Annotated in this window: 12 protein-coding genes; 4 read left to right on the forward strand and 8 right to left on the reverse strand. The window is 36.7% G+C overall.

All coding sequences use genetic code 11. From position 1 onward, the window contains the following. The first annotated feature begins 2 nt into the window (after positions 1-2). Both GN157_RS09540 and GN157_RS09545 read left to right on the forward strand, forming a co-directional pair. Positions 3-1,370 (forward strand): HTTM domain-containing protein, encoded by a 1,368-nt coding sequence (locus GN157_RS09540; protein ID WP_157483186.1) that lies wholly within the window; start codon positions 3-5, stop codon positions 1,368-1,370. After that, positions 1,345-3,759 carry a TonB-dependent receptor domain-containing protein gene (locus GN157_RS09545; RefSeq protein ID WP_231749112.1) on the forward strand — a complete coding sequence of 805 codons (2,415 nt, stop codon included), beginning with the start codon at positions 1,345-1,347 and terminating at the stop codon, positions 3,757-3,759. Before GN157_RS09540 ends, GN157_RS09545 begins: the two co-directional genes overlap by 26 nt. Before the next feature lie 81 nt (positions 3,760-3,840). Here GN157_RS09545 and GN157_RS09550 read toward each other — a convergent pair whose 3' ends face one another. The 8 genes from GN157_RS09550 to GN157_RS09585 all read right to left on the reverse strand — a co-directional run bounded on the left by GN157_RS09550 (position 3,841) and on the right by GN157_RS09585 (position 15,175). After that, positions 3,841-5,022 carry a glycosyltransferase gene (locus GN157_RS09550; protein WP_157483188.1) on the reverse strand — a complete coding sequence of 394 codons (1,182 nt, stop codon included), beginning with the start codon at positions 5,020-5,022 and terminating at the stop codon, positions 3,841-3,843. Positions 5,023-5,767: 745 nt separating this feature from the next. After that, a complete protein-coding gene (locus tag GN157_RS09555) occupies positions 5,768-6,895 on the reverse strand; it encodes a tetratricopeptide repeat protein (RefSeq protein WP_157483189.1) in 1,128 nt (375 codons plus the stop codon). 44 nt (positions 6,896-6,939) lie between these two features. Next, positions 6,940-8,457 carry a helix-turn-helix domain-containing protein gene (locus tag GN157_RS09560; protein WP_197429428.1) on the reverse strand — a complete coding sequence of 506 codons (1,518 nt, stop codon included), beginning with the start codon at positions 8,455-8,457 and terminating at the stop codon, positions 6,940-6,942. A gap of 165 nt (positions 8,458-8,622) precedes the next feature. Continuing rightward, positions 8,623-9,213, reverse strand: coding sequence for a chemotaxis protein CheB (locus GN157_RS09565; protein WP_157483191.1), 591 nt, complete (start codon positions 9,211-9,213; stop codon positions 8,623-8,625). Further along, positions 9,195-10,004, reverse strand: coding sequence for a CheR family methyltransferase (locus GN157_RS09570; protein ID WP_157483192.1), 810 nt, complete (start codon positions 10,002-10,004; stop codon positions 9,195-9,197). Before GN157_RS09570 ends, GN157_RS09565 begins: the two co-directional genes overlap by 19 nt. A 6-nt stretch (positions 10,005-10,010) precedes the next feature. Beyond that, positions 10,011-10,373: a response regulator gene (locus GN157_RS09575; protein ID WP_157483193.1), complete on the reverse strand. Its 363-nt coding sequence runs from the start codon at positions 10,371-10,373 to the stop codon at positions 10,011-10,013. A 13-nt stretch (positions 10,374-10,386) separates the two neighbouring features. Further along, positions 10,387-13,959 (reverse strand): response regulator, encoded by a 3,573-nt coding sequence (locus tag GN157_RS09580; protein ID WP_157483194.1) that lies wholly within the window; start codon positions 13,957-13,959, stop codon positions 10,387-10,389. 10 nt (positions 13,960-13,969) lie between these two features. Continuing rightward, positions 13,970-15,175: a sensor histidine kinase gene (locus GN157_RS09585; RefSeq protein WP_157483195.1), complete on the reverse strand. Its 1,206-nt coding sequence runs from the start codon at positions 15,173-15,175 to the stop codon at positions 13,970-13,972. A gap of 365 nt (positions 15,176-15,540) precedes the next feature. Between GN157_RS09585 and GN157_RS09590 the strand changes: the two genes are divergently transcribed. Next, the gene (locus GN157_RS09590) at positions 15,541-19,155 is read left to right on the forward strand and encodes a PAS domain S-box protein (protein ID WP_157483196.1); all 3,615 of its coding nucleotides are present in this window, start codon (positions 15,541-15,543) and stop codon (positions 19,153-19,155) included. A gap of 52 nt (positions 19,156-19,207) precedes the next feature. Continuing rightward, on the forward strand, positions 19,208-19,915 hold the full coding sequence (locus tag GN157_RS09595; protein WP_157483197.1) for an Hpt domain-containing protein: 708 nt from the start codon (positions 19,208-19,210) through the stop codon (positions 19,913-19,915). Position 19,916: the final 1 nt, after the last annotated feature.

Here is a 19,916-nt window from a genome sequence, read left to right on the forward strand (position 1 = left end):
TAATGACATCACATATAAAATCATATCTAAACTCATACACTAATGCCGCAACACTGGCCTTTTACAGGCTGGTGTTCGGTTTTATGATGCTTTTAGGACTTGTACGTTTTGCATCATACGGATGGATAGATAAATTTTATATACAACCTTCCTTTCATTTTACCTATTACGGATTTAGCTGGGTTAAACCCATAGGCATATATACTTATGGTATTTTTATACTGTGTGCCTTGGCTGCTATTGGAATAGCAATTGGCTACAGGTACAGGCTTTCGGCAATTGTTTTCTTTCTATGCTTTACTTACATAGAGCTTATGGACAAAACAACCTACCTTAACCACTACTATTTTATATCAATAGTAAGCTTTGTAATGATATTTTTACCGGCAGCATCGTGCTTTTCGGTAGATGCTTATAAAAACCCCAAACGTGCCTTTTCACAAATACCACGCTGGACAGTAGATATTTTAAAGCTGTTACTTGCCATAGTATACTTTTATGCCGGACTTGCAAAACTTAATTCCGACTGGCTTTTACGAGCCATGCCATTAAAGATATGGTTATCAGGTCATGCCGAACTTCCACTAATTGGTCCGCTTATGCTTAAAAACTGGATACACTATTTCTTTAGCTGGTTTGGTGCTATATATGACTTGGGTATTGTATTCCTGCTTATAAATAAAAGGTTCAGATTAATAGGTTTTGCCTTTGTAGTTGCTTTCCATCTACTAACAGCACTGTTGTTCCCTATTGGTATGTTCCCTTATGTGATGATTGTTTCTACACTGATATTCTTTAGTAGTGACTTTCATAAAAAATGCCTATCAATACTAAGTAAAGCCCTAAGGCTTCCTTCAATAGTGATTGACAATACAAAAAAATACATTCCGCGTTTCAGGCCACTATATAATTTCAGTATTGCATTGCTTTCCCTCTTACTATTATTTCAGTTAGTGTTTCCTTTCAGGTATATATGTTATCCGGGAGAACTTTTCTGGACCGAAGAGGGCTTTAGGTTTTCATGGAGGGTAATGCTTATGGAAAAAGCAGGTTACGCCCAGTTTATAATTACCGACTCCAAAACCGGAAAAAGCATTTATGTAAATAACGAAGATTTCCTTACCCGTTTTCAGGAAAAACAAATGTCTTTCCAACCCGATTTTATACTGGAATATGCACATTACCTGCACGACCATTATGAAAAGAAAGGAATGACAAACCCTGAAGTAAGGGTAAACTGCCATGTGGCACTTAACGGAAGGCTAAGCCGACCGTATATTGATCCAAAAATAAATTTAGCAGATAAAAATGAATCATTTAAGCACAAAGACTGGATATTACCTTTTGAAGAAACTATTTGGGGGCTATAGCCTGTTGTTGCTATTGCTGCCGGTATTTGCCCTGGCACAAAACTCCATTACAGGAAAAGTAGTTTCTGATAAAGGAGATGCTATACCCTATGTGGATATTTTTAACAAAACCGCAAACAGTTCTTTGTCAACTAACGGGAAAGGTGTTTTTAAAATAAATGCCTCTACCCCTCAAACCCTTGTGTTTTATACTGATGGTTATATGCTTATTGAGCAAACTTTATCTCCGTCATCAACAGAAACTGTTATTACCCTGCAAAAAGTAATTGACCTTGACGAACTGGTTATACAGCAGGAAAAGTTCTATTCACTTAATAAGATGAAAGACATAGATGGTACCGCCATTTATGCCGGAAGAAAAACAGAAGTTATAAGTGTTGACAAAATCACTGCTAATAAGGCAACTAACAATACACGTCAGATTTACGCACAAATTGCGGGTCTTACTATTAACGAAAATTCCGACGGCGGATTACAGCTTAGTATAGGAGGCCGCGGATTAAACCCTAACCGTACCTCAAACTTCAACACCCGCCAAAACGGATATGATATAAGTGCCGATGTTTTGGGCTATCCTGAAAGTTACTATACTCCTCCTACCGAGGCTTTGGCAGAAATTCAGGTAATACGCGGTGCTGCTGCATTACAATACGGCACACAGTTTGGCGGACTGGTGAACTTTAAGTTCAAAGCACCATCAGGCCAACCAATTGAGGTGGTTACACGCAATACCGTAGGTTCATATAACCTTCTTACTAACTTTACCAGCCTTAGTGGTACAACAGGTAAATTTAGTTACTACACCTTTTTTAACTATAAGCAGGGAGATGGTTTCAGGCCTAACTCTGAGTTTAACAGTCGTAACTTTTTTGCTAACCTGAACTATCAGTTTACCGAAAAGACATCCATTCATTTTGATTATACCATGTTTGACTATCTGGCCAAACAACCCGGTGGATTAAGTGATTATATGTTTTATCAGGATATGTTTCAAAGTAACAGAAACAGAAACTGGTTTGACGTAAACTGGAATCTCTTGGCATTAAGATTAAACCATCATTTTACCGACAAGTCCCAGTTCTCATTACAACTGTTTGGACTGGATGCCAGCCGTAATGCATTAGGTTTTCGTTCTAACAGGGTAGCAAACCCTGATATTGAAGGAACAGAAAGAGACCTGCTTAAAGGAGATTTTGTAAACTGGGGTGCCGAGGCTCGTTTTTTACAACAATATGATATTAATGGTAATAGCAGTGCATTACTTATTGGTGCCAAGTACTATCAGGCGAGAAATACAGGCTCTCAGGGACCAGGAAGTTCTGGCAGTGACCCCAATTTTGACTATGCTTTTGATGAGTTCCCTAATTATGCTAATCAAAACGATTATGTGTATCCAAACCTTAATGTTGCCTTTTTTGCCGAAAACATGTTCAGGTTATCACCAAAATTCACATTAACACCGGGGATTAGAGTTGAAAATATCCGTACAAAAGCAGACGGATATTACAGAAGGATAAATACCGACCTTGCCGGAAATGTTATTCTTGACGAAACCGAATATGAAAATGTAACAAAAAACCGTAGCTTCGTTCTACTTGGACTAGCTGCCAGCTACAAACCTAATAACCGTATTGAGTTTTATGGTAATTTAGCTCAAAACTATAGGTCGGTTACTTTTAATGATATTCGAAATACTACACCAAGCCAGACAATTGACCCCAATATTACAGATGAAAAAGGATATACTTCCGATATAGGCGTTAGAGGAAAATTAGATGATCAATTATCTTATGATGCCAGTATATTTGGCTTGTATTATAATGATAAAATTGGTGAGTATCCTACATTTATAAATCGAAAATATACACGTTACAGAAGCAATGTAGGAACGGCGATAACATATGGTTTTGAAACATTATTAGACTGGAACATTACAAATACTTTTTTTAAAGGAAGTAAATTTAAATGGAGCCTGTTTACCAACACCTCAATAACAGGATCTGAATACTTAAAATCTGAAGTCCCAAATATTGAAGGTAACAGTGTTGAGTTTGTACCACTTGTAAACCTAAAGGCTGGCTCAGGACTTAGATATAAAAACTTTACCTGTAATATCCAGTTAACCTATCTTTCATCTCAATTTACCGACGCTATAAACAGTACTTCAGGAAAAGATGACAACACATACGGAATTTTTGGAGAAATACCATCGTACTATGTTGCCGATATATCTGCTTCTTACCAATGGAAAATGCTGAAACTGGAAGCTGGTATAAATAACTTTACCAACAACTACTATTTTACCCGCAGGGCAACCGGATATCCGGGGCCGGGTATTATTCCGTCTGACCCACGAGTGTTTTATACCACACTGGAAATAAAGTTTTAAAATAGCAAACGCCCGGACCAAAAACCGGGCGTTACCAATCAAAACCAATAAAAAAACATTATGAAAAAGTTTTATTCCTCCTTATCTGTAATGCAGGGTGATTTGCCCTAATTGCCCTATCAGGCTAAATGAATTGAATACCGATACTTTTGTTTTACGGGCATAAATCCATCTGTCAAGTGGTTTTTCATACCACATTTGTTTTACGGTATAACCACCGTATATTTTTTTAAGTCTTAGTAATATCTCTACATCAAACAGGCTTTTAGTTAAAAACCTTTTACCAAAGGCCAACTCTACCACATCACTCGACATTATTTTCACTCCACATTGCGCATCCCTAAAATCAAGCCCAAACACTTTTCGCATGGTATAGTTTATTACCCTGTTTAAAAACTTTCTTGTAGGCTCTGTAGAAATATCGGCTCCCATTCTGCTTATCCTGCAACCGCTAACCACTTTAAACTTTGAGTGTGTTATGGTTTTTACCAAGTCGCTAAAATCCTGGAAGTTTGTAGATAAGTCGGCATCCATAAAGCCTATATAATCAAACTGCTTTTGTTTTTCAAGACTCATCATACCAAGGCGTATTGCCTCTGCCCTTCCTACATTCTTCTTACAGTTATATATACTTATACGACCTTTATTTTCCTTTTGTATATCCCTTAGCACTTCTAGTGTACTATCGGTACTGCCATCGTTTACAAAACATAAATGGTAGCCCAGGTTTTTAAACACAAAGTTTCTAAACTCATCACTTAATAACCAAGCTTCTTCATTATAGCAGGGTATAACAACGCCTATACAACCGTTTTGTATATATCTGTTATTATTTGTCGCTTTAAGCTCTGTATAACCTCCTATGAGTCTTTTTACCCTTATTCCAATCTCTTTAAGGCTCAAAGGTTTTTTCATATACTCATTAGCACCAAGTTCAAAGCCTAACTCTATAATATCATCATCTGTATTACCGGTTAATATCATAACCGGAGTATTATGTTCTTTTATGAACCTTATATATTTTAAAACCTCTAAGCCCGACGATTTATCATTTATCTCAGCTAGTGTATTTTCTACAGAATGTTGATCTGCAGTAACCGACATATTAATATCAATAATGGCCAAATCAGGCTTATGGATATCATAGTACTGAACCGCGTCAAAAATATTATCGGCGCTTATGACTTCATATCCTAAATCGGTCAGTGTTTTTTGCAGAGACAACAATACCAGTTGCTGATCATCCATTATTAATATTTTCATTTCGTATGCTTTAGTGATTTTGATATAACAAAGTTACATTAGTATGTAAGCCCGGTGGTCAAATTTAGACAGCGTGTAATTTGGTATCGACGAACTGCTTATTTTTATCGATTTACGACATCTCTAAAAAACATAAAAAAACCCCAATGACTGTTACATCAAAGGGGCCTCGCTTTAAAAAAAATAGACATTAGTAAAGCTAACATTAAACATTAATGTTTTTGGTATTTTGTAAGGCTATCGGTATTATGGCGGGGGATTACAGCTACATAATTAACTATGTTGCTTAATCATATCGCAAAGATGTAAAGTATTGAAAAGTGTTTGAGGTAATTTTCGGTGAATGACATTTTTGTTTAGACGAAACAAAAAATTCTCCTGATAATTTAATTGGAAAGCGCTTTAAAAAAACAACCATCCCGGAGTATTAAATACCTAAATCCCCGAGATGGTCAAACTAGCTAAAAAAAGAATTAATATAAAAATATTACTCAACTAAACCCTGGGAATTACTTAAGGCCGTATTGTGTAAAGTAATTAGAGGATTAAAATTGCCCCACATAATCCTTAATTATCTTTACAGCTCCTGTACAAGAATTCCTAAAAGAGTCGCTGCAAAGCTATAGCTAATTATGACCTCTGTAAAACATAAAACTTTAAATATCATGGAATTTTCCCTGATTTTAAAAGAAAAAAAATAAATAAAAAACACTGAAAATCAAAAGATTAAAACTCAAAAAGCTACTTATATCTCTTTATCGACCTGTTTCTTTTTTTTGCTTATTTTTTTCCTTTTTTTCACAATTTTATAAGACATATAAGATAGGATTACAATAAAAACAAGTATTGAACCCAATAGCAAAAAAGTGAATTTACTTTTTGTTTCCTGTTGTGATTTTTGTGTTTCCTGAGATAAATCATTAACCACTGTGTTTAAGGATTTTTTCTCTTCTGCAATTATCCTTTTTGTTTCCTCAAAATAAAGTTTACTGTAATACTCATAATTTTGAGTATCCTTTATGGCTTTATAATTTTCAGACAATTGTTTGTAAACTTCTTTTTTTATGGAGAGGTCATTCATTTCCTCTAAATCAGCATTCACTTCCTTTAATAAGCCGATAGCCTTTTCGTTTTCATTTTCCTGTTTATAAATTCTGGAAAGTCCCATTTTTGCATACGCCAGGCTATGCCCAGAATTTACCTCAAGTGAATACTTTATAGCCTCTTTAAAATTAAATTCGGCAGCATTAAAGTCGTTTATCTCAATATAACAATCAGCAATATTATTATGGGCTATGGCTATACTTACCATATTAATTTTTTTCGACACATATTTTTTATACACATTTGCTGCCTCTTTAAAGTAAGGCAACGCATACTCACACCCCAAACTGGTGCGTTGAATAAGTCCCTTAACTATAAGTATGTTTCCGCCAAGGTATTTTAAAGAGTCGGGAATAGCTTCAGTTTTAAAAACCTCCTCGGCTTCATTAATGTATAACAATGCTTTATCATCAAGTCCAAGCCTTCTGTACTGCCCGCCAATAAAACCCGACACCTGTAACCTATTTACCGGACTCCCCTTTTCATCGGCTATTTTTTTTGCTTTTAGAGCCGTTTCCATTACCGCGTCGTGATTTTTTAAAACAGCATAGGCATTTGCCGATGTTAGCAAATAGCTAATTTGCATTGAAGGATTTGTAATGGTAGGATAAATCTCCTCAACCCGCCTTATTGCTTCTTTAGGGTTATTGTACACCATAAGATTAAGCTCTGTTTTAAGGCTATCAAGATTTACCTGTGCTGTTGCATAACCAAATACAAACAGCAGGCACATAATTAATTTAACTTTTTGCAAAGTGATTTTATGCATGGCTATTAATAGAAAAATAAATCCCGCACAAGGTACTTATTATTTTAAGCAGACTCCTTTTCCTTCTCTATTTTCTTTTTAAGAAAGTTTATAAACTGTTTTGGGGTTAAATCAGTAACCGATTTAAACACTACAGTAAAAGCACTGTGAGACGAAAAACCACAAATTTCTGCCAGGTAACTTACCTTGTAAGTAAGGTATTTTTTATCTGACTGCATTAAAGCAACTATATAATTAATACGTAAATCATTTATATAAGCATTAAAGTTTTTCCCCTTATTAGTATTAATTATATCCGACAGGTATTTTGAATTGGTTTTTACCCTTTTTGATAAAAGCTGTAACGACATGTTTGGATTGGTAAACTCATCGCCTCTCTCAAACTCTTTAAGCTTTTCCAGCACAGCCTGTTCTGTCTTTTCTGATATAGCCAATATTTTTCCCTCAGCCTTATCTGTTACCTCATTTACATCTGATACAGAAACCGTATTAATCTTGGCAGCTTCAATTCTGGATAGCAGTTTTTCAAACTTATTATATTCATCATCCAGCTTTTTGTTGTACACAAAATATACTATAAAAACTATCGCAAAAACCAGTAGCATACCTACAAATATACTGGTATACCTCGATCTGTCTTTATTAATAACAATGTTTTGCTCTTTTTCAATTTCAGTAATCAGGATATTTCTGGCATCACGTTCCTTCCATATAAGTGCTGTAGATATTTCCTTGTGCTTAATGGAGCTATCATTATACAACTCTTGGTCATCAGTTTTTAAATATAGTTCCGATAGGTTTTGGTATACATCTGCCTTTACCCACGATTCAATTACATTACAGGCCAGTGCTGCCTCAAAAGCAGCCTGTGCAACATCATATTGGCTGTTTTTAATAGCTATTTGCCCCATACCATTGTAGGCACAGGCCGCTATTGATGAAAATTCAAACCCAATTCCCTTTAAAATATCAATGCATTTTTGATAATGATTTGCTGCCGCTACATAATCAGATGCCAAAAAGGAAACATTTGCAAGCGCCTTTCTAACCTTAGCCTGCAAAACAGGATGATTCTGCTTAGTATTTTCCAGTAGCTTATTAGACGATGAAAGTGCATTAATCGCTTCACTATACTGTTTAGACTTAATTAATACACCGGCTTTTTCATATAAAATTTTGGTCTCAACCACTGTTTTGGCATCTGTACCCTCTATATGTGTCAGTTCTTGTTCTGCTCTTGCAATATATGATGATGCCCTGTCTTCAATACCAAAAAAACGGCAGCGGGAAGAAATAGCGATATACACCAAACTTTTAAGATAATAGTCATCGCCGGAATCAGCCAGAAAATTAGCCTTAAAAAGGTACTCAATACTTTCACTAAAATCATCAGTAAGGAATTTACTTTCAGAAAGCAAATAGTAAGCCTTTACCTTATCATTATTGGTTTTGGCATTTTTAAGAAGATATTCGGCAGCTTTTATAGTCTGAACAGGATTGTTATAATATCCGTTTATATTTTCCGCAAAAATTTTTTCAGTATCAGTGACAATCTGAGCCATTGTAGTTTCTGAAAATAGTAACAGAAAAGCAAATGATATGATAAACCGGATAAACATAAGCATCAATTTCTCCTACAAAGATAAACTTTTGTAAAAATGTTAAAGTCGATTTTTTATGTCTTTAGATAAATTTAATACAGTAATTGCTGTTAAACCAGAAAGATATTATTTTGAAGTATTTATATTCTTAACAAATTCAAGTATTTGCTTTATATCTAAAACAAAGTCAGGACTCATATTCTCTATGGCATACCCTGGCATATAGGCCACCTCGGCACTATCGGGTTTTTGCACTACTGTTACACCTCCCGCTTCCTTTATAGCCTGAAGCCCGGCAGTACCATCGGCATTTGCTCCAGATAGTAAAATGGCTGCAAGTGAAGGTCCGTAAACATCGGCAGCCGATTCAAAAGCTACGTCAATACTGGGACGGCTGTAGTTTACTTTTTCAGATGTGTCTAACGATATGGTTTCATCCTTTTCAAAAAGCAGGTGATAGTCAGATGGTGCTATGTAAATGTATCCCGGCTCTACCGGAACCTTGTCTTCCACCTCCATAATAGGAATGGGAGTTTTTATGGATATAAGGTTTTCCAGTAAATTATCTTCTCCGCTTTTGCGATGCAGCACTATTATAAGGGCAAAAGAGTTAAGTTGCTCCAGTTTGGGGAGTACTTCTATAAGTACTTCAAGACTTCCTGCAGAACCTCCTATAAGTAATGCCTTGCATCCTGAAATTATTTTACTTTCTTCCATATCTTCTCCCTGTTAAGTTGCTGAAATTTATCCTGAACGGTAGAAAACTTAATGGTTTCCTTAGTACCCAGTGCCAAATATCCTAAGCATGATAAACTACTATCAAACAACCTTAGAACCCTGTCCTGCAAATGTTTATCAAAATAAATAAGCACATTACGACACATTATTAAGTCAAACTCATTAAACGAAGCATCTGAAACCAGATTGTGTTGTGAAAACACCATTTTCTCATTAAGCTCACAGCTAAACTTCGCCAGTCCGTAATTTGCCGTATAATAATCTGAAAAATCCTCACTCCCTCCCGAAAGCCTGTAGTTTTCTGCATATTGCTTAATCATTCTTAACGGAAACAAACCTCTTTTAGCAGTGTCTAAAACAACCGAATTTATATCTGTTGCATACAGTAATGATTTGTGCAGCAAGTTGGCTTCCTTTAGTAATATAGCCATAGAGTACACCTCTTCTCCGGTTGAACAGCCGGCATGCCATATCCTTATAAAAGGCTTGGTAGCCAGTACCGGTACTATTTCTTCACGCAGCAATTTGTAAAACAACGGATCCCTGAACATCTCGGTAACATTAACCGTTATCTCCTCGACCAAATGCTTTACATACCCCTCTTCGCTTCTTATTTTAGAAAGCACATCAGAAAAACGGGATATACCATCTATCTGGTACAACCTTTCCACACGTCTTTTTAAAGAAGCTTTAGAGTAGCCACTAAAGTCGTAACCATAATATTCAAACACCTCATTTATCAAAACTTCAAGTTCACGGTCACTAATCATACAGTTTTATATGGTATTTAATAAAAGTAATAATTTATCTACATCAATAGGTTTGGAAATATAGGCATCGGCTCCCGCTTCAAGGCATTTCTCCCTGTCGCCTGCCATGGCCTGTGCCGTAACCGAAACTACCGGCAACAACTGCCTGTGGGGTATTTCCTTTATAAGCGGTATAGCTTCATAACCATCCATATCGGGCATCATCATATCAATTAATACAACATCTACCCCGGTATCGCCCTTTAGCATTTCTATCGCCTCTTCGGCTCCTCCACAGGATATACACTCAAACGACTTGGCCTTTAACGTTGCTGTTAATGCAAAAATGTTTCTGGCATCGTCGTCTATTATTAAAACTTTTTTACTCATTAGTTTTGTTTTATCAGGCTTTATCGTAAAGCCATACCCTTAATAATGAAAGTAGCTGGTCTACATCTACCGGCTTGGTTATATAATCAGATGCTCCCGCATTGATACATTTTTCCCTGTCTCCCGTCATGGCTTTTGCCGTAACAGCAATAACCGGAAGATCTTTAAGATTTTTGGTTTGCCTTATTCGGGTAGCTGTTTCATAACCATCCATATTAGGCATCATCATATCCAGTAGTACTATATCTACATCAGGGCGCTCTTCTAAAACCTTAAGCGCCTCTTTACCATCAATAGCGGTTAGCACATTCATTTTAAGTACTTCAAGTGCTTTGGTTAACGAATAAATGTTTCGCACATCATCATCTACCACAAGCACCGTTTTACCGTTAAGGATATTATTGAGAGTATTAAAGTTTTTGTTCTTTTTATTATTTTCCTTTTTGTTTTGTTCCACCAAATGAAGGAAAAGCGAAACCTCATCGAGCATTCGCTGATACGAATGGGCTGTTTTTATAACTATGGAGTCGGCATACTTTTTAATTTTTAGCTCTTCTTTCATGGAAAGGCTCTTACCGGTAAACACAATAACCGGAATATTATCAAGCGACTCATTTTTCACATTTTCAAGTAACTCATAAGCCTGCTTATCGGGCACTCCCATATCAAGTATTACACAGTCTACATTAGCACCCTGTAATGCAGTAACCCCATCGTTTACCTCACTCTTAATCTCTGATTTTATATCATTGGTTTCAAGGAAATAAGCCAGTGCTTTTGCATGTTTAGGGTTATCTTCAATAATCAGTACCTTTTGCGAATCCCTGTTTACAATGTGTTCAATTTTCCTGAAAACATCCGGTATCTGCTCGTAAGCTACAGGCTTATCCAAAAAGTTTACAGCACCTTTTAAAAGGCTTTCCTGCTTCACTTTGTAAGACGACATTATATGTACCGGGATATGTTTGGTAAGTACATTGTTTTTCAACTCTTCCATTACTTCCCATCCGCTTTTTATCGGAAGCTGAATATCCAGTAACACTCCTATAGGCTTGTACTTTAATGCCAGGTTAAGTGCTTCATCCCCCCTAACCGACACTACTCCTTTATAACCTCGCTGATGGGTAAAGTCCAGTAATGACTTGGCAAAATTGGTATCATCTTCCACAATGAGTATTACCTTATCGCCATCGTTTACCTCATCCCTGTCATCGGGTACATCGTCAGGAATTACAGCGCTTACATACTTATCTTCAACCACTGGTTGAGTAACGGTTTCAGTAAGCTCTTCCATTTTTTCTTTGGCAGCTACCGTAGTTGGCTTATTAACTATAAGCCTGCCCGATGCTACGCCCAGTACAGGTATGGTAAGAGTAAACTCACTACCTTTATTGGTATCACTAACCAAAGTGATTTCACCGCCCAGCAGTTTTGCCAGTTCCCTACTAATAGAAAGCCCTAACCCGGTACCACCATATTTACGTTTGGTAGAACCATCGGCCTGTTGGAATGCTTCAAAAATAAGCGGTTGTTTTTCACGTGGTATACCTATACCTGTATCTTTTACAGTGAACGAGACCAGCTTATCATTATCCTTAACCTTTTTGATTTGCAGGATTACCGAACCTTCTGCCGTAAACTTAATGGCGTTAGAAATAAGGTTCTTTAAAATTTGCTCCAGTCGCATTTTGTCTGTTTTCACCACCAGCGGAGCATCTTTATCATCTATAAGGAATTGTATATTCTTTTCTTTAGCTACTTCAGCAAAAAGATTTTTTAACCCTTCGTTAATTTCCCTTACCGAAACATCCAAGAACTCCACTTCCATTTTACCGGCTTCGATTTTAGAAAGATCTAAAATCTCATCAATCAGTCCTAACAATCCGTTACCCGAACTTTGTATAACCTTAGCAAACTCTATTTGCTCATCGGTCATGTTTTTATCATTATTTTCAGAAAGCAGTCGGCTTAAAAGTAATATTGAGTTAAGCGGGGTTCGAAGCTCATGTGACATGTTTGCCAGGAATTCCGACTTGTACCTTGTACTTAGTTCAAGGTCTTCGGTTTTCTTCTGTATCTCCATATTTCTTTCTTCCAGCAGTGTACTCCTTTCGGCAAGTTCTTCATTGGTTTGCTGAAGTTCTTCCTGCTGTACCCTTAGCTCTTCTTCTGAAGCCTGAAGTTTAGAGGTTTGTGCCTCCAGTTCGGCATTAATGTTTTCCAGTTCACTATGTTGGATAATAAGCTCTTCCGACTGTGCCTGTGTTTCTTCAAGTAGCTCCTGTATTCTTTGCCTGTTTTGAGCAGCCTTGATGGCTATTCCAATATTATTGGCGACGGATTTTAAGAACTCCATATCACGCGGGGTAAATTCGTTTACCGAAGCCAGTTCGGCTACCCCTATAACTTTATCATCTACTAAAGGAACAGCTACTACGTGCTTAGGCTTAACTTCACCTAAGGCATAAGAAATGATAATATCACTCTCTGAAAGCGATTTAAGTTCAAGTACTTTACCCGATGTTACTGCCTGCCCTGTAATACCTTCACCTATATTAAGTCGGTCTCTTTTACTGCCTCCGTAACTGTAGCCGGATATCATATACATCTCCTCACCTTCACACAGGTAAATAACACCTGCTGCTCCTTCTGTAAATTCGGCTATGTATTCTATTATGTCTTTTGTAAGTTCTTCAGGTGTTTTCTCGCCAATCATTACCTCATTGAGTTCGGCTACACCAGCCTGAAGCCATTCGTTATCCGAAAGGGATTTGAAAGAAGTATTAAGTGAACGCGCCATATTATTAAGTGAATAGGCTACCGTACCTAAGGCATCTTTCTCGCTATCGTCTACCTCTATCTCATAATTACCCTGAGCAATTTGTGAAGCAATATCACTTATAACCCTTATCCTTTCGGCCATTATTTCGTCCTTGTGTCTAAGTTCCTTGTGCAGTTTAGCTCTTTCATTATAGTCCTTAAATATTCGCATAAAAAAGGAAACACTTATTAAAAGCGCAAGGATTGCTGCAACAACAATCAGTATGGTACTGGTTGAGCCATAGGTTTCGGCAGTTGCATTACGTTGCTTTAAAAGCTCCAGTTCCTGACTCTCCATACGCTTTAAAATAACACGCATGCGATCCATAAGCTTTTTACCCTGATCCAAATCGCCGGATAGTGTGGTTTCTCCCCTTGTTTTTTCTTTTATAAGGCTTTGCAGATAATCAAAAAACTCGCTTCTTAACGGTTTCAGTTCCTGTAGGCTTTGTTGCTGTAAAGGATTATCTGACGTTAACTTTGTAATATTTTCAAATATATTGTTTGAGTTAATCTCGGCATTGGTATACTGCTCCAAAAAGCTTTGTTTGCCCGATACTAAAAAGCCCCTAACACTGGTTTGGGCATCAATCAAAACTGTAGCACCGTCGTTAATGTTATAAATAACCTCCTGAGTATGGTTTACATTCCCGTTACTTTTTAGCAAACTGGTAATGCTCACGAATGACGCTACCGAACTTACTATTAGTATAAACAGTGAAAGTCCAAAAAAGATTCCAAGATTCCGTTTAAAATTACTATCCATATTTTACCTGTTATAACGGTAGTACAATTAAAAAAGTAGCCCCTTCACCCGGAGTACTTTTTGCAGATATGAGTCCGTTATGTTTTTCGATTATTTTTTTTGCTATGGCAAGGCCTATACCTGTACCTTCATATTTTTTTCGGTCGTTAAGACTCTGGAAAATAATAAATATCTTATCCAGATACTGTTCGTCAAAACCAATTCCGTTGTCTTTTACAGTAATACGGCAATATTCTCCGTTAGCATCTTCGGGCGCATCAATATGCTTATCGGCTATTATCTCGCCGCTTATTTGTATAATTGGGCTAATATCTTTTTTAGTAAACTTTAGTGAGTTACTAAGTAGGTTTTGAAACACCTGCCTTAACTGGCTTGGTACACCTGTAACCTTAGGTAAATCCTTTTTAATTACTATAGCCTTGCTCTCCTCTATAAGATAGTCCAAATCAGTGACCACCTCATCAACCACAGCATTAATATCGGTCTGCTCAGGAGCTACGTCAGATGATAATCTGGAATAATCAAGCAAATCAGTAATCAGTTTAGACATTCTTTGAGCTGCTCTAACCGTTCGGTCTACATAATCCAAAGCCTTTTCATCATCTGTAAGGTAGCGTTCCTTTATCATTTTGATAAACATTTCTATCTTACGTATAGGCTCTTTCAAATCGTGTGAAACCACCCATGAAAACTGTTGCAGTTCATGATTTCTAAACTCCAGCTCTTCGTTCTTCTTAATGAGTTCCCTGGTTCTTTCCTCCACTTTTGCCTCAAGGTTTTCCTCGGCAGCTTTTCTTATTTCAACCTCTTTAGAAAGTATGTCTCTTATGTTTTTGAGTTCGGTTTTCTGTTCAGATAGTTTAAGGAAAGTCTTTACTTTGAGTATAAGCAAATCAGGATCTACCGGTTTGGTAATATAATCCACTCCTCCGGTTTCATATCCTTTAGAAATAAACCTTTTTTGCTTGTTTACAGCCGAAAGAAATATTACCGGAATATCTTTTGTCCTGTTACTACCGGCAAGAATCTCGGCTACTTCAAAGCCATCCATACCCGGCATTTGTACATCCAGTATTATAAGGGAATAATTTTGTTTGAGTATCTTTTTTAAGGCTTCCTCACCCGACTGGGCTGTATCTACCTGTAAATTGTGGACTTCAAGAGTTTTTCTCAGCGCCAAAAGATTCTCAGATAAATCGTCTACAATTAATATCATCGTTTAAAAAGACTCTGTGTGGCAAGAGTTATTTTTGGGGTTTTAAAATTATTTTAAGTGAGCAGTATGGATATTTTTAGTAAAAAAACTGCCCTCTTTTTTATTATTGATGCCCAAATTTAGGGAAACACAAACAGAACAGGTTTTACATTAAGACATTTTTTACAGTACTTTACCTACAAAACAGCATTTTATAACCAAATGCGTAAAATACCTAAAAACCCTGTACAAAAAACTATCGTATATATGCAGCGAAAAAAAGCTGCCCCAAACGCCGAAAAAAACACAAAATTGCCAGTGGAGGCTTGTTATTTCAAAAGAAAATTTTACATTTATTGAATAATATCCCCACTAAACAACACACTATGCTGCAATCCTCTTCTGCTCTGCAAAAAGAGTTTAATGATTTACTGCTAAAAGATCTCTCACTGTTTAATTGGTTAACCAAAGAATCCCTTGATGGTATATGGTTTTGTGACCTTGAACATCCCGGACATTTTTGGATAAACGATACCTTTTGGAAAACCATAGGCCACTCTAAACCCGAAGGCAATAATGTTTTTGACCGCTGGAGTATGGCTATTAACACCTTTGATAAAAACAGGACTTTATCACTTATTAGGCAATGTAAAGAAAAACCTGAAAAAGGTTTTAACGGTATTTTTGCCTATAACGACAGTGATAACCACGAGGTTATATTACACTCTAAAGGAAAAGTTATTTATGATGAGAATAATAAGCCTGTAAAACTGGTTATAAAGCACTATAAAGAGCGTAACCTTAAACAGGAAAAGATTTTAAGCAAGATCAAAAAGCTTAAAAAATTAAGAGTAATACTTAACGAGACTAATAAGGTTGCAAAAGTAGGTGGATGGGAAATAGACCTTGTTCACCAAAAACTGAACTGGACTAAAGTTACCAAACAAATTCATGAGGTTGACCACGGTTATAAACCCGAATTGGAAAGCGCTATCAATTTTTATGAGGAAGGCTGGAGCAGGGATAAAATAACCGAGCTTTTTGCCGAAGCTGTGGAATACGGCAAACCTTTTGATGCCGAGTTAAAAATAGTTACCGCAAAAGGAAACCCGGTATGGGTACGTACTATAGGTAAACCGGTAATTGAAGACGGACAATGCGTTCGGGTGTATGGTGCTTTTCAGGATATCTCTCCAAGAAAAAAACAGGAAGCCATTTACAAGGAGGCAAGAGAACGGTTTGAGAAAGTATTTAACCACTCCTCTATTGGTATTGTATTGGTTGACACTAAAGGAAAAATTATTAATGCAAACCCTGCTACCATAAAAATGTTTGGGTTTGATGAAAGCAATGCCGAATATGCTATCAATAATCTTACCTATAAAGACCTTATACACCCTGAAGACCTTAAAATAGCTAACGAATACAGACAAAGACTGATTGATGGTGAGTTTACTCATTACAGTCTGAGAAGCCGATACTATAAAAAGAACGGTGAACTTATACTGTGCAAGGTAAATGTATCTTACATTGAAGGTGCTGAGCCTTCTGAAAGCATGATTATTACTCACGTTGAGGATATAACAGCACAAAAAGAACTGGAAGACCAGGCACTGGAGTACTCTTTACGTTTTAAAAGTGCATTTGAATATTCTCCTAACGGTATGGCACTGGTGGGACTGGATGGAAAATGGCTTATGGTTAACAAAAGCCTTTGTACTATGCTGGGGTACTCTAAAGAAGAGTTCCTTAATCTTACGTTCCAGGATATTACCTATAAAACCGACCTTGATGCTGATTTACGATTCCTTAAAGAAACTCTTGAAGGAAAGAGAGATACCTACAGCATGGAAAAACGATACATTCATAAAGACGGCAGTATAGTATACGGCTTACTTAATGTATCATTAATAAGGGACGAGAAAAATGACCCACAATACTTTGTTTCTCAAATAAACGACATTACAAAAAGGGTTAAGGCAAAAGAAGAACTTCAAAACAGCCTGTTGGAACTTGAAGGACTTTTAGGCGCTACTACCCATGTATCTATAATAGAAACCGACCTTGTAGGTAATGTAAGGAAATTTAACAAAGGGGCTGAAAATCTATTAGGCTACAAAGCCGAAGATGTGATAGGTACATTTAATGTAGGTGCTATTCACGATGCTAAAGAGATTGAAGAGCGCGGTAAAGTGCTTTCAAAACAATACAACCAGCATATAGAAGGTTTTAATGTATTTGTACATAAACCTAATTTAGGACAGTACGACTCTCACGAGTGGACTTATATAAAGAAAGACGGAAGCAGGTTCCCGGTACAGCTTGTAGCAACTGCTATTAGAAATAAGCATAATGAAATTACCGGATATGTAGGTATTGCTACTGATATTACCCAGCTTAAGGAAATGGAAGCTTCCATTTTGAAAGAAAAACAAAAAGCAGTAGCTGCCAATAAATCTAAATCAGAGTTCCTGGCTAATATGTCGCACGAAATCCGTACACCGTTAAATGGTGTTATTGGGTTTACCGACCTGTTAATGAAAACCGACCTGAATGAAACGCAAAGAAAGTACATGCAAATGGTTAATACTTCGGCACACTCATTACTGGATCTGATAAACGATATTCTGGACTTCTCTAAAATAGAAGCCGGAAAACTGGAACTAAACCAAGATAAAACCGACCTGATTGAACTATGCTCCCAAACGGTTGATATTATTAAGCATGAAGCTCACGAAAAAGGGCTGGAACTATTACTTGATATTTCGCCAAAAGTAAAACGCTTTATTTATGCCGACTCTGTTAGGATAAGGCAAATTTTAGTGAACCTGCTGGGTAATGCCATCAAGTTTACCGAAAAAGGGGAAGTAGAACTTAAAATAAGAAACAAAAAAATAGAAAACGACGAGGACGAAATGATGTTTGAGTTTTCTATTCGTGATACAGGTATAGGTATTGCACCTCATAACCTGCAAAAAATATTCAATGCCTTTGATCAGGAAGACTCCTCCACTACCCGTAAATATGGTGGTACCGGGCTCGGGCTAACCATTAGTAACAGACTACTGGAACTTATGGACAGCCGCCTTGAGGTTGATAGTGAACTGAATAAGGGAAGTGTATTCTCCTTCAAGGTGAAGTTTAAAACCGAAGTTGGTGAAAGCTTCCCTGAAAAGAATACCGAACTGGTGAACAATGTTCTTATTGTAGATGATAACGAGAACAATCTTACCATTTTAAGGGACATGCTTGCCTTTGGTAAAGTGAACTCGGTTAGTGCCATAAACGGTATTAAGGCGCTTGAAATTCTTGAAAAAGGAAACAACTTTGACCTTGCCATTATCGACTTTAATATGCCATACCTAAACGGTTTGGAATTAATAACACATATTAGAAGAAAGCTACACATAACAAAAGACGAGCTTCCTATAATGCTATTACACAGTTCGGTTATCGATAATAAATCGTTACAAATGTGTAAAGATATGGATGTTAGGTTTGAGGTTACAAAACCTATAAGAATAGATCAGTTATTTGAATTTATCAACCATATTAATGATGATGAGGAAACAACTGTCGATGAGATTGTAACAACAGGCAGCAATGGCGAAGACCAAACCATTAATATATTAATCGCCGAAGATAATCCGGTAAACCAGTTCCTGGCAAAAACCATTATCCAAAAGGTATTACCTAAAGCTAATATTGTAGTAGCCGAAGATGGTGAAAAGGCGGTTAAAATTTACAGAAGCATGCCTTTAGACCTTATTTTTATGGATATACAAATGCCGGTTATGAGTGGTTTTGACGCTACAAAAAAAATACGATCTCTGGAAGACAGTGATACCCACATTCCTATCATTGCGCTTACAGCAAGGGCTCTTAAAGGAGAAAGAGAACGTTGCCTTGATGCCGGAATGGATGATTATATAACCAAGCCTATTATTTTTGACACCATTAAAGAAACCATAAAACTGCACATGCCCACAGCAAACAGATAAAACGGTTTCACTTAATTTATTTAACTTTAATCATTATTAAATCCCCACTCTCATGCACTTAAACATTTTAGTTGTTGAAGACAATAACACAGAAAAGGCCGCCAGACTGCTTCCGGAAGACTGGCAGGTTACTTATTGTGACAACAGCTATGACGCTATACAGTTAATAAAAAAGGAAGATAGCTTTCAGCTTTTAATGCTGGATGAGTATGCCTCACCACTTAGCGCTTACCAGACTTTTGACTATCTTAAATCAGAAATAAAAACCGAAGTACCTGTTCTTGTATTAGGAGAAGAAGGAGAAAACGGCATATTAGAGCATTATCAAAACAAAATGGCTTTTATAAAAAAGCCGGTAACAAGTAACGACATCAAAATCATAAACGATTTGGTTGAAAAAAACTTTGTCCCAAAAGAAGTTTCAGACAAGGCTTACTCACTGGAGTACCTAAATGTTATATCAGACAGTAATTTTGAGTTCATCAAAGAAACACTGGTAATATTCCGCACCTCTGTAAAAGATAAACTGATTCAGCTTAGAGAAGCTTTAGGTCAAAACGATTTTAAAAGTGTGGCAGAAATTGCCCACAATATCAAACCTTCGTTTGAGATGCTTGAAAACAAAATATCGGTACATATATGCGATCTTTTAAACAACAGAGCTCCAAAAGAAGAAGTGCCTGAACTTGTTACAGAACTTGAATCTCAATTTGATAAAATTAATACCGAACTGGAAAACGATTTCCCTGAATTAAAATAGC

The sequence above is a fragment of the Flavobacterium rakeshii genome (assembly GCF_009741375.1).
GTDB classification, from domain to species: Bacteria; Bacteroidota; Bacteroidia; order Flavobacteriales; family Flavobacteriaceae; genus Flavobacterium; species Flavobacterium rakeshii.